Source organism: Halonatronum saccharophilum DSM 13868 (genome assembly GCF_000517025.1).
Lineage (GTDB): Bacteria > Bacillota > Halanaerobiia > Halobacteroidales > Halobacteroidaceae > Halonatronum > Halonatronum saccharophilum.
In genome coordinates this window covers 279,399-292,684 of sequence record NZ_KI912091.1, presented here as the reverse complement: position 1 = coordinate 292,684, position 13,286 = coordinate 279,399, and the positions used below count along the sequence as shown (strand labels likewise).

General features: G+C 36.4%; 11 protein-coding genes and 1 other annotated feature. Of the genes, 1 reads left to right on the top strand and 10 read right to left on the bottom strand.

Going from position 1 to position 13,286, the window contains the following annotated elements:
* Positions 1-99: 99 nt before the first annotated feature.
* Complete coding sequence (locus HALSAC_RS0101605) at positions 100-501, top strand: nuclear transport factor 2 family protein (RefSeq protein ID WP_027338801.1); 402 nt, start codon at positions 100-102, stop codon at positions 499-501.
* A gap of 202 nt (positions 502-703) precedes the next feature.
* Here the strand turns inward: HALSAC_RS0101605 and cimA are convergent, their stop codons facing one another.
* From cimA to lpxD, 10 genes are all read right to left on the bottom strand, one after another.
* Complete coding sequence (gene cimA / locus HALSAC_RS0101600) at positions 704-2,266, bottom strand: citramalate synthase (protein ID WP_027338800.1); 1,563 nt, start codon at positions 2,264-2,266, stop codon at positions 704-706.
* Positions 2,267-2,278: 12 nt separating this feature from the next.
* Positions 2,279-3,331 carry a 3-isopropylmalate dehydrogenase gene (locus tag HALSAC_RS0101595; protein ID WP_035571050.1) on the bottom strand — a complete coding sequence of 351 codons (1,053 nt, stop codon included), beginning with the start codon at positions 3,329-3,331 and terminating at the stop codon, positions 2,279-2,281.
* 43 nt (positions 3,332-3,374) lie between these two features.
* Positions 3,375-3,872, bottom strand: a complete 498-nt coding sequence (gene leuD, locus HALSAC_RS0101590; protein ID WP_027338798.1) for a 3-isopropylmalate dehydratase small subunit — start codon at positions 3,870-3,872, stop codon at positions 3,375-3,377.
* Between the two features lie 269 nt (positions 3,873-4,141).
* Positions 4,142-5,401 carry a 3-isopropylmalate dehydratase large subunit gene (gene leuC, locus HALSAC_RS0101585; RefSeq protein ID WP_027338797.1) on the bottom strand — a complete coding sequence of 420 codons (1,260 nt, stop codon included), beginning with the start codon at positions 5,399-5,401 and terminating at the stop codon, positions 4,142-4,144.
* Positions 5,402-5,494: 93 nt separating this feature from the next.
* Complete coding sequence (locus HALSAC_RS0101580; protein WP_027338796.1) at positions 5,495-7,006, bottom strand: 2-isopropylmalate synthase; 1,512 nt, start codon at positions 7,004-7,006, stop codon at positions 5,495-5,497.
* A gap of 152 nt (positions 7,007-7,158) precedes the next feature.
* The gene (gene ilvC / locus HALSAC_RS0101575; RefSeq protein WP_027338795.1) at positions 7,159-8,148 is read right to left on the bottom strand and encodes a ketol-acid reductoisomerase; all 990 of its coding nucleotides are present in this window, start codon (positions 8,146-8,148) and stop codon (positions 7,159-7,161) included.
* Between the two features lie 136 nt (positions 8,149-8,284).
* Entirely contained in the window at positions 8,285-8,764 is a 480-nt protein-coding gene (gene ilvN / locus HALSAC_RS0101570) for an acetolactate synthase small subunit (RefSeq protein ID WP_027338794.1), read from the bottom strand.
* Positions 8,761-10,494 (bottom strand): biosynthetic-type acetolactate synthase large subunit, encoded by a 1,734-nt coding sequence (gene ilvB, locus HALSAC_RS0101565; RefSeq protein ID WP_035571048.1) that lies wholly within the window; start codon positions 10,492-10,494, stop codon positions 8,761-8,763. The genes ilvN and ilvB overlap by 4 nt, the downstream gene beginning before the upstream one ends.
* 476 nt (positions 10,495-10,970) lie before the next feature.
* Positions 10,971-11,247 (bottom strand) — a binding site (T-box leader).
* 299 nt (positions 11,248-11,546) lie between these two features.
* Positions 11,547-12,167, bottom strand: a complete 621-nt coding sequence (locus tag HALSAC_RS0101555; RefSeq protein WP_027338792.1) for a hypothetical protein — start codon at positions 12,165-12,167, stop codon at positions 11,547-11,549.
* 2 nt (positions 12,168-12,169) lie between these two features.
* Entirely contained in the window at positions 12,170-13,213 is a 1,044-nt protein-coding gene (gene lpxD, locus HALSAC_RS0101550) for a UDP-3-O-(3-hydroxymyristoyl)glucosamine N-acyltransferase (RefSeq protein WP_027338791.1), read from the bottom strand.
* Between the last annotated feature and the right edge of the window lie 73 nt (positions 13,214-13,286).

Genomic DNA, 13,286 nt, shown 5'->3' with positions numbered 1-13,286 from the left:
ATTCTTTATTGTAGAATGCTATACCTAAGTATATTAAATTATACTTTTTATCTATTTAAATCCGCCTTATACTATTAATTAATAATTGGAGGTAATATTATGAATGACCAAAAAAATAATGTTGTTGAAATCAAGATTGCTGAATTTTTAAATGCATTAAAATCAGCTGATTTTACTAGTATGAAAACTATATTATGGGAAGATGGTTTTCGATGTATAGAAAAAGATGAAGAAATTGTAAACAATAGAGATGATTTTATTAAAATCTTTGAACATGAATTTGATAATGGGCTGGAATTGTATAATATAGACTATATAGATCAAGATATTTCAATTTTAATCCCTAATCAACATATCAAAATTACAGGAAAACAAATTCATGATGTAAAAGATCCAGGCAAAACACGTGAAATACAAGAATTTATATTTACTTATGAACTAAAAAATCTTAATGATAAATGGTACATCATTAAGATAATTATAGATGATATTGAAGATTAATAATTAGAGATATCTAACAAATAGTATAAGAGCTACTGATTAATCAGTAGCTCTTATACTATTTGTTCATATAAACAATAAAAAATATATAATTTCTTGTTTTAATTTAATACCATACTCTATGCTATCCCTACAAGTTTTTACAAGCCAAAAAACTCTCCGTGTGAGTTACCTTTCTGTTATAGAAGTTAAATTTTTATTTTTAATTCGTATCTTTTAACTTTATACCATACTCTATGCTATCCACTAGAGCCTGCCAACTGGCTTCGATTATATTGGTAGAAGCGCCAACAGTTCCCCAGGTACTATGACCATCGGTGGACTCGATAAGCACCCTTACCTTAGCGGCAGTTCCATCTTTACCTTCTAAGACCCTTACCTTATAATCTATAAGCTTGATCTTCTCTAATTGAGGGTAAAAGTCGACCAAAGCTTTTCTCAAGGCTGAGTCAAGGGCATTGACAGGTCCATCGCCTTCGGCAGCTATATGAACTCGTTCACCCTTAACTCTGACCTTGATAGTAGCCTCAGATATAGGATTGATCTCGTCAGTCTTTTCAGTTATTATTCTAACTCCATCTAGGTCAAATAACTTCTGATAGCTTCCTAGAGCCTTCTCCACCATCAATTCAAAAGAGGCTTCTGCACCTTCAAATTGATAACCCTGATGCTCTAGCTCCTTAATTTTATCTAAAACTTTTCTCAAATCAGCCGTCTCTTCATCTATATCTATACCTAACTCTTGCGCTTTATAGACAAGGTTACTCTTACCAGATAATTCAGATACTAAGACTCTCTGTTTATTACCTACTAGCTCAGGGGCAACGTGTTCATAAGTCTTAGCATTTCTCAAGATAGCACTAACATGAATACCACCCTTATGGGCAAAGGCACTATCACCTACATAAGGATTATGGCTTGGTGGTAATAGATTGGCCACCTCACTTACATAACGAGAGACCTCTGTCAACTTAGCCAACTCTTCATCACTAATTAAATCCTCACCATATTTAAGCTTAAGGTTTGGGATTATTGATGATAGATTGGCATTTCCACACCTCTCACCATAACCATTGATAGTTCCTTGTATATGCTGGACTCCACCTTCATAAGCAGCCAAAGAATTAGCTACTGCTACATCTCCATCATTATGAGCATGAATACCTAAAGGAGTATCTACCTCTTCTTTGGCACGCTCTACTATCTCTTTTACCTTAAAGGGCATAGTTCCACCATTGGTATCACAAAGTACTATAGCATCTGCTCTACCTCTTTGAGCAGCTTTTAGAGCCTTTAAGGCATAGTCAGGATTAGAGTTGTAACCATCAAAGAAGTGCTCAGCATCGAAGTTAACCTCTAAACCCTTCTCCTTTAAAAAAGAGATTGAGGACTCTATCATAGCTAAGTTCTCCTCAAGAGTAGTTTTGATAGCATCAGTTACATGAAGATCCCAGGCCTTCCCAAAGATTGTAGCAACCTCCACCCCTGATTCTAGAATGGCTTGGAGGTTCTTATCATCTTGGGGTAAAACATTGGCCCTTCTTGTACTACCAAAGGCTGCAACCTTAGCCTTCTTCAACTCTAACTCCTTTACCCTTTGAAAGTACTCTATATCCTTGGGATTGGATCCAGGCCAGCCCCCTTCAATATAATGAATTCCCAATTCATCTAATCTCTTAGTAATATTTAATTTATCCTCAGTTGAATAAGAGATACCCTCCCGCTGGCTTCCATCACGCAAGGTAGTATCATAAACCTTTAGCATTTAATTCACCACCTATCCTAAAACACTACAGATATAATCTCCTACTTCATCAGTACTTAACTTACCGCCCATATCGACAGTAGTTTGGCCCTTCTCTAAAGAAAGATTAATGGCCTTATCTATCTTAGCAGCTTCCTTAGGGCTTCCTAAGACCTCAACCATCATAGAAGCAGCCAATAAAGCAGCCAATGGGTTTGCCTTATTTTGGCCCGCAATATCTGGAGCAGAACCATGTACAGGCTCAAACATAGATACGCCATTAGGATTTACATTTCCTGATACTGCCATACCCATTCCTCCTTGGATCTCAGCTCCCAAGTCAGTAATAATATCACCAAACATATTACCAGTAACTACTACATCAAATATTTCAGGGTTTCTTACCATCTTCATAGTAATAGCATCGACTAACATATGATGTTGTTGTACACTATTAAAGTCTTTTCCTACTTCTTTAAATACTCTCTGCCATAGATCATGAGCATAAGTAAGTACATTACTCTTATCACATAAAGTTAGCTTATTCTCTTTATTTCTCTTTTGTGCATACTCATAAGCATAACGGATAACCCTCTCAACACCCTTATAAGTGTTAATCATCTCCTGAGTTGCTACTTCATCTTTAGTACCCTTCTTTAAGAATCCACCTACTCCAGAATATAGACCTTCAGTATTTTCACGAACGATTACCATATCAATATCCTTTGGCCCTTTACCCTTTAGTGGAGTATACTTCTCATCCAATAACTTAATTGGGCGTAGATTAATATACTGGTCAAAGGAGAAACGTAGATCTAAAAGAATACCATGTTCTAAAATACCAGGTTTTACTCTAGGGTCTCCTACAGCTCCCAAATATATAGCATCAAAATCAGCCAAGTCAGCCTTAACTTCATCAGTAACAAGCTCTCCTGTTTCTAGATAATGATCTGCCCCTAAAGAAAACTCTTCAAATTCAAAGCTCAAACCACTGATATGATCTAATTTCTCTAAAACCTTAACTCCCTGCTTAGTAACCTCAGGGCCAATACCATCTCCACCAATAATTGCAATCTTCTTCTTCATAATCAACCACCTCTTCTGTATTAAGATATAGTGTACACTGCTCTTACGCCGTTCCTACCTTCTTCTTCACGTAATTAACCAATCCGCCTGCATCTATTAACTCTTGCATAAACTCTGGGAAAGCTGCTGCTTGGTATTCTTGGCCCTTAGTTAAATTCTTAATGACTCCAGAATCAACGTCAACCTCTACCTCATCACCAGTCTCAATTCCTGCTACAGCTTCTGGACACTCCAAAATTGGTAGCCCAATATTAATAGAGTTACGATAAAAGATCCTTGCAAAAGAATTAGCGATAACACAAGATACACCTGCGGCTTTAATAGCTAATGGCGCATGCTCTCTTGAACTACCACAACCAAAGTTATCCTCTGCTACAATTAAATCTCCATCATTTACATTATCCACAAAGTTCTCATCTATATCCTCCATACAATGCTTTGCTAACTCCTTAGGAACAGATGTGTTCAAATAACGAGCTGGAATAATTACATCTGTATCAACATCACTACCATACTTCCATACTTTACCCTTTATATCCATATTTGATCTTTCCCCCTCTACTATTTCACTAATTTATAACAATAATTTTAACTCTAGTTTTTGATTTAAACCTTAGTCCCTACGGGTTCTGCCAACCCTTCGTGGTCAGAATTCTTCATCAAAAGACATGAAAAATTCTAAAATCTCCTTTGATATCCTGATAATTCACATTAATAATTTCAACTCTAATCTTTGATTTGAGCCTTAGCCCCTACGGGTTCTGCGAACCCTTCGTGGTCAGAATTCTTCATCAAAAGACATGAAGAATTCTAGACCTCCTCAGGACTGACTATTTTACCTGCTACTGCTGAAGCTGCTGCTATTGCTGGGTTAGAAAGATAAACTTCACTCTCTGGATGACCCATTCTACCAACAAAGTTACGGTTGGTGGTAGCAATTGCTCTCTCTCCTTTAGCAAGAATACCCATATGTCCACCTAAACAAGGACCACAAGTTGGTGTACTAACTGCTGCACCTGCATCTAAGAAGATATCGACTAAACCTTCATGCATAGCTTGACGATAAATCTCTTGAGTACCTGGGAAGATGATTAACCTAACATGAGGTGCCCTCTTCTTACCCTTTAATACCTCTGCTGCTACTCTAAGATCTTCTATTCTTCCATTGGTACAAGAACCAATTACAGATTGGTCAATTTTAATATCTCCAACCTCACTTATTCCCTTTGTATTTTCAGGCAAGTGTGGGAATGCAACCTGAGGCTCTATCTTACTTACATCATACTCAATAACCTGAGAGTAGTCAGCATCCTCATCACTCTTATAGACTGTATATTCTCTTTGAGCTCTATCTTTAACATACTCTAAAGTAGTCTGATCTGGCTCAATTAATCCACACTTTCCACCAGCTTCGATAGCCATATTAGACATAGTAAATCTATTATCCATAGAGAAATTCTCAATAACCTCTCCTGTAAACTCCATAGACTTGTATAAAGCTCCATCTACACCGATATCTCCAATAGTATAAAGGATTAGATCCTTACCACTAACCCACTTTTGTAGCTCACCATTATAAACAAACTTAATAGTCTCTGGAACCTTAAACCAAGCTTCTCCAGTTGCCATTCCTGCTGCCATGTCTGTACTTCCAACACCAGTTGCCAAAGCACCTAAAGCACCATAAGTACAAGTATGAGAGTCAGCACCGATTATAATATCTCCCGGTAATGCTAAACCTTTTTCAGGTAATAGACAATGTTCTATACCCATATCTCCTATTTCAAAATAATTCTTTATCTCCTTTTCATGAGCAAATTCCCTGATCATCTTACATTGCTCTGCAGAATTTATATCCTTATTTGGTGCAAAGTGATCTGGAACTATAGCAACTCTTTCTTTATCAAAAACCTTATCTAAACCAATCTTAGCAAACTCCTTAACTGCTACAGGAGTTGTAACATCATTTCCTAAAACCATATCCAACTTAGCATTAACCAACTCACCTGGCTTTACCTTATCCTTACCAGAATGAGCAGCTAAAATCTTTTCTACCATAGTCATTCCCATAATATTTTCCTCCTCATTTATAGTTGCGAATTGATAATTGATAGTTAAAACCTAAATCATTAAAAGATAAAATTATTCATTTATCAACTAATTCTAATTCCCACTAGCAAGTATTTTATTTATTGCGTTATTGTAAGCCTTCGCACTGGCTTCAATTACATCAGTACTGATTCCTCGACCAATAAAGAGTTCTCCATTATGCTCTAGTTTAACTATTACCTCTCCTAAAGCATCCTTACCCTCAGTCACTGAATCAATCTTATAATTAACCAACTTACAATCTAAACCGGTAATTCTATTCATAGTATCATAGATAGCATCTACAGGACCACCCTCTGAACAAGCAGACTCATTAACTACCTTTCCATCTACTACCATCTGCATAGTAGCTGTTGCTATATCAGCACTACTTGTTACTTGAAGTAACTTAATCTGATAAAGCTCAGGAACTTGACTGATCTCATCTTCCATAATAGCCTCTAGATCAAAGCTACTAATCTCCTTCTTCTTATCAGCTACTTCTTTAAAGCGTTTAAAAGCTGAATCTAACTCTTCTTGGGCCAACTGGTAACCTAACTCCTTTAACTTCTCCTTAAAAGCATGACGACCTGAATGCTTTCCTAGAACGATCTTATTCTCCTTTAATCCAATAGTAGTTGCATCCATTATCTCATAAGTAGTTCTCTCTTTGATTACTCCATCTTGATGAATTCCAGACTCATGAGCAAAGGCATTCTTTCCAACGACCGCCTTATTAGGCTGAATATCCATCCCAGTCAAATGACTAACCAAACGACTAGTCTTAGCAATTTCCTTTAAATTAAGATCCGTATCTATATCAAAGTAATCATAACGGGTGTTAAGAGTCAAAGCAACCTCTTCTAAAGCTGTATTCCCAGCCCTCTCACCTATTCCATTAACGGCACATTCAATCTGTTGGGCACCATTTTCAATAGCAGCAAGAGAGTTAGCTACAGCCAAACCTAGGTCATTATGACAATGAACACTGATTACTGCTTTATCAATATTAGGTACATTTTTCTTTATATATCCTATAAGTCCACCAAACTCTACTGGAGTAGCATAACCAACAGTATCTGGAATATTAATCGTAGTTGCTCCAGCATCAATCACCGCTTCAAAGATCTCGCATAAGAAATCCTTATCACTTCTAAATGCATCTTCAGCAGAAAACTCTACATCATTTGTATAACTCTTAGCCCATTTAACGGCTTTAACTGCTCTATCTAAGACCTCTTTTGGAGAAGCTTTTAACTTATACTTCATATGAACCTCAGAAGTAGCTATAAAGGTGTGAATCCTTGGCTTAGTTGCAACCTTTAATGCCTCCCAAGCCCTATCAATATCCTTTTTGGTAGCTCTAGCCAACCCAGCAATTACTGGACCTTCTATCTCTTGAGCTATACTTCTTACCGCTTCAAAGTCACCTGGAGAAGCGATTGGAAAACCAGCCTCAATCACATCCACCTTAAGCTTAGCCAATTGCTTGGCTATCTCCAACTTCTCTTTGACACTCAAACTCACACCAGGAGATTGCTCCCCATCACGCAAAGTAGTATCAAAGATCTTAATTCCCATCTTCATTCACCTCCGAATTAAATAGTTAGCTATGAGCTGTGAGCTATGTGCCGTGAGCTAACTTCAAAATCTAATAATAAGAACTTTAGATCTACCTTTTAGCTCATTACTCATAGCTCATTACTCATTACTCATCACTCATCACTCATTACTCATTCCTAGTCTAAATAATTCATCTTACTTCTTAATACTTCTCCAACCTTTTCAATTTGGTGGTTAGCATCAATTTCTTTTCTCTTTAAGTAAGCTGGACGACCAACTTGGTTCTCAAGTAGCCATTGCTTAGCAAACTCTCCAGTTTGAATATTTGTTAATAACTCTTTCATAGCCTCACGAGACTTATCATTAATTACTTGCTTACCTGCAATTAAGTCTCCATATTCAGCAGTACCAGAGATAGAATCTCTCATAGTAGCAATACCACCTTCATACATAAGATCAACAATAAGCTTAAGCTCATGTAAACACTCAAAGTAAGCAATCTCAGGTTGATAACCTGCCTCTACTAGAGTTTCAAATCCTGCTCTAACAAGCTCAGAAGTTCCACCACATAATACAGCTTGCTCACCAAATAAATCAGTTTCTGTTTCTTCTTTGAAAGTAGTTTCGATTACACCAGCTCTAGTTCCACCTACACCTTTAGCATGGGCCAAAGCTAAGTCCTTAGCATTTCCAGTCGCATCTTGATAGATTGCAATTAATGCTGGAACACCAAACCCTTCTGTATAAACTCTTCTTACCAAATGTCCTGGTCCCTTAGGAGCAACCATATAAACATCAACATTAGCTGGAGGAACAATCTGACCAAAGTGAATATTGAAACCATGCGAGAATACAAGAGCATTCCCTGCTTCTAAATTAGGCTCAACAGCATTATAATAAACAGCCTTTTGCACCTCATCAGGAAGTAATATCTGGATTACATCTGCTTCCTTAGCTGCCTCTGCAGCATCTTTAGGCTCAAAACCATCATTTTTGGCTTGTTCATAGTTTTTAGTACCTTCTAATTCAGCAACAACAACATTTATACCAGAATCTCTCATATTCTGCGCTTGAGCATGCCCTTGACTTCCATAACCAATAACCGCTACAGTCTTTCCTTCTAAATTTTCCAAATTAGCATCTTCATTATAATACATCTTTACCATTTCTACTCATCTCCTCATTTTGTTTTAATTTATAATTTATAATTTATAGTATATAGTTAATAGTTAGAATTATTTTTATTATATAAAATTCCAAAACTATCAACTAACTAAAAATCACTTTGTTTTTAATTCTTAATTACTTACGCCCTCTCGCCATAGCAATCTTACCAGTCCTAACCAACTCTTTAATACCAAAAGGCCTTAACAGATCCTCAATAGCATTAACCTTCTCTTCAGTTCCAGTAATCTCTACCATTATCGAATTACTACTTACATCTACAATCTTACCTCTAAAGATATCTACTATCTGCATAATCTCAGATCTAGTGGCAGCAGTGGCTGTAACTTTGATTAAGGCCAACCCTCTACTTACGACCTCTTCATTGGTTAGATCACTAATCTTATGAACAACAATCAATTTATTTAACTGTTTGGTAAGCTGCTCCAATACCTTATTATCACCCTCTACCACTATAGTGATTCTAGATATATGATCATCTTGAGTCTTACCAACAGATAAACTCTCAATATTAAAGCCACGCCTACTGAACAAACTTGCAATCCTAGCCAAAACACCAGACTCATTAGCTACTAAGACAGAAACTGTATGTTTCATTCTACATCCCCCTTCAAGACCATCTTGTCTAAACTACCTCCTGGAGGTACCATCGGGAACACATTCTCTTCTTCTTCAATAATAAAGTCCAACAGTATAGGCTCTGGACTGTTAATTGCCCACTCCAATGCTGACCTTACATCTTCCTTCTTGCTAACTCTTTTAGCCTTGATCCCATAAGCACCAGCTAACTTTACAAAGTCAGGAATCATAATTGGACAGTGATCTCCTGGCGAAGAACATCCTGGAGGACAATCATCTTGTTTTTTCAAACAGACCGATGAATACCTGCGTTCATAGAACATCTCCTGCCATTGTCTAACCATTCCTAAATAACCATTATTAAAGATTATAATATTTATCGGCAATTTGTTCTTAGCTACAGTAGCTAACTCTTGAGAGTTCATTTGAAAACTCCCATCTCCTGCTAGAGCAAAAACATTCTTATCTTTATTACCAACTTGAACTCCTATAGCAGCAGGAAAACCATAGCCCATAGTCCCTAAACCTCCAGAGGTCATAAAGCTTCGTGGTTTGGTATATTGGTAGAACTGAGCTGACCACATCTGGTGTTGGCCCACTTCAGTAGTAATCAAAGCATCTCCTTGAGTTAAATCAGAGATATTTTCAATAATCTGCTTTGGAGATAACTTCTTCTTCTCAATCACCTCTGTATCATCAAGCTTACGCCAATTGTCTATCTGCTTAGACCAATCTTCTCTACTTCTATCCTCTACTAAAGGGTTTAACTTTTCAAGAATTCTTCTTACATCTCCCACAATTGGAATATCTATCTCTACTCTCTTTCCAACCTCAGCAGGATCAATATCTATATGAATAACTTTAGCCTCAGCAGCAAATTTCTCCAACTTACCTGTAACTCTGTCATCAAAACGAGACCCAATTGCTATTAAGAGATCTGCATTAGATACAGCTAAATTAGCTTCTGTTGTCCCATGCATTCCTAACATTCCTAAACTTAAATCATCTCTCTCATCAAAAGCGCCAAGACCTGTTAAAGTAGTCGTTACAGGTATAGATCCCTTTTTAGCCAATTGACGTAAATAATCACTTGCTCCAGAGATTATCACTCCACCTCCAGAGTATATTACCGGCTTTTGAGCTTCATTAATAGCCTTGGCTGCTTCCTTAATCTGCATGCTATGTCCATTATAATTAGGACTATATCCTGGAAGATTAAGCTCTTTGGGATACAAAAATTCACACTTTTCTAACAACACATCCTTTGGTATATCTATAAGTACTGGACCAGGTCTTCCAGTGCTGGCAATATGAAAAGCCTCCTTAATTATTCTACCTAGATCTTTAACATCCTGTACCAGATAATTATGCTTAGTAATAGGTGTTGTAATCCCTGTAATATCAGCCTCTTGAAAGGCATCTGTTCCTAACATAGATCTAGGAACCTGCCCAGTAAAAGCAACAATAGGTACAGAGTCCATATAAGCTGTTGCCAATCCTGTTACCAAATTAGTCCCTCCAGGTCCAGAAGTAGCTATACAAACACCCACCTTACCTGTTGAACGCGCATATCCATCTGCTGCATGAATCCCCCCTTGTTCATGGTGGGGCATAATATGTTCAAATTTAGCATCATATAATACATTATAAATCGGCAATACTGCTCCACCTGGATAACCAAATATGGTTTCTACCTTCTCATGATACAAAGATTCTATAAAAATCTCAGCTCCAGTTAGTTTTCCCACTCTACTCACTCCTCCCTTATTACTTAACTCCTCTTAACTTGCTATTAGCTATTAAGCTTTAAACTCTAGTTATAAACTAAAATCCTTACACTAATCTTTTTAAAAAAATAAAAACTCTGGCTTAAAATAGCTCAGAGTTTAAATATAGATAGACCTAGCCTAATTTAGATATACTTACCCCTAGGTTATCTATCCTATTTTTCTCCTAACTACTCTACTACTCAATTTTGCTTAGTTATTAGCTTTCAGACTTCAGCTTAAAAATTATATTAATTAACAATACTACTGAACCTCTATATACTAACAACATAAAAGTTATATATTGTTACTAAACTACTCTAGCAAACTACTTATACATTATACTCTACTATATTTTCTAACTACTCTTCTTCTAAAAAATCTACTACTGTTACTCTACTAATTTTATTATTGATAATAGAAAAACCCCTCATCTCAATCAACAGACTAACTCCATTAATTGGGACGAGAGGTCTTACTCACGTGGTACCACCCTATCTTTACCTTTATCTTACAATAAAGGTCTCAGCAAGTACTTCTATACCCTAATAAAAGTATAGTCCATACTCCAGCATATGATAACGGATGCTGTTCTATCCGGCAAAGCTTACTCCTTATCAACTTTCAGCTTGCAGCTCCGGGGAGATTTTCAATAAATTATACTATCCTGGCTCACACCAAACCCAGTTCGCTTTATAGTATAATATTATTTACTTGCCCTTTCATCACCTTTATTCTTCTTTAATTCTTTATAATAAGTATAATCTATTCAGATTACCTTGTCAAGAATTTTTTGAAGGAAGTTGATTAATTTTCACCTTTACAGTTCAAGGGTGAGAGAAATAATGCTTTAGATGTCGGTTCTCAGCTAATCCGACTCTCTGTAATCAAAGAGATCATTTCATTCCCTATCACGACATTTAATTAATATTTATTTAATAATTAGTATACGAAACTTCTTATCTATTGTCAAGAGATTTTTAAAAATTAATCGTCTAGAGAGATAATATTATCTCTCTAGACGATTAATTTTACTAAAAATAATTCTTAAACCCTACACCAAAAGTAAAGTCTTCTAAATCTTTAACTCCTATATTTGCTGAAATATGCGGGTTAAAATTAAATTTAGCTCCAAGATTTAAACCCTTATTATATTCTGCTATTATTGTAGTTCTAGGAATACTATAACTATTACTAGTTGTAGATATAGTAACTGGATTTAGAACTTTCGTAGCTCCTACAAAAAACTGCTCACTTAAAGATTTATTCCTATCTATTATCCCAAGATGTCCTCTTATACCATAATAAGGAGTTGCCTTACTACCAACCAAATATAAACTATCATCAACAAGACCAAAAGCCAATTCAGGCTTATAACCCCCATCCTCATCTAGTAAAGTTACCTTTAAAGTAGGCTCTAATTTAGTATTGTTATTCAAAGCAATTCTAGCCCCTATCTGCACCCCTTCTCTAAGACCATACTCCATCAATATTAGATCTCCATTACCTACTCTTTGATAATGTAAGTTAAACTCACCAGAATATAAAATATCAGCAGTTGGCCCTTCAATCAATCCATTATCACCAAATTCTCCTGCTAGAGCTGTAGGAACTATCACTAAGACAATAATCAATGCAAATATTAACCTCTTCACATCTATTCCCCCTTAACCTTATTCTCTAAATTTTCTAACCTGTTTTCAAGCCTTCTTATCTTTTTGATAGTTTGGGGCAGTTTCTTTCTAGCAGCCTTTATTCTCCGCTCATCTCTATGATTATGAGCTGGATAGCCAGAAACAAAGGTGCCTCCTTCTATGTCATTTGTAACAGCACTATAAGCACCAACTGTTGTATCATCTCCTATACTTAAATGACCTACTACTCCAGCCTTTCCAGCTAAAGTAACTCTATTACCAACCTTAGCACTTCCAGCGATACCAACTTGAGCAATTATTAACGACTCTTCTCCTACCTCTACATTATGTGCAATATGAACAAGATTATCAATCTTAGTGCCCCTTTTTATTAAAGTAGATCCAGTAGCCCCACGATCAATAGTCACGTTGGCCCCTATCTCTACATCATCTTCAATCACTACATTACCAAATTGAGGTACTTTAATATATCCATTAGGCCCTTTTTCAAAGCCATACCCTTGAGCTCCAATAACTGCTCCAGCATTAACTTCAACCCTTTTACCTAACTTAGTATCATACTCTAATACTACATTAGGATGAATAATGCTTCCTTCCCCTACCTCTACATTACGCCCAACATAAACACCCGGGGCCAATATAACATTCTCCCCAACTACTGCGCCTTTTTCTATAACAACACCACTATGAATAGATACTCCTTCTCCTATTTTAGCTTCTTGTGATACCTTAGCTAAATTATCAATCCCTGGTGAAAGGTAAGGCTGAGGAATAAAAATCTTTGCAATTTTAGCAAAAGCAAACCTAGGATTATCTACAATAATTAATGGCTTCTCTTTTTCCTTCTTGTCCTCTATTAATTCAGAAGACACTATAACGGCAGCAGCTTTCTTTAACGCTTGATTATAAAATGATTCATCTAAAGCAAAGGTAATCTGATGCTCTGTTGCATTATCAGCACCTCCAACCCCTTTTATCTCTATATCATCAGGGCCAATCAATTCACCCTCAACAAATTCACTTAATTCCCTTAAAGTCTTAACCACAATTTCTCCTCCCTTGATATTGCAAATAATAAATAACACATAGTATTTAATAGCTAAAATCTCAATTCACTGT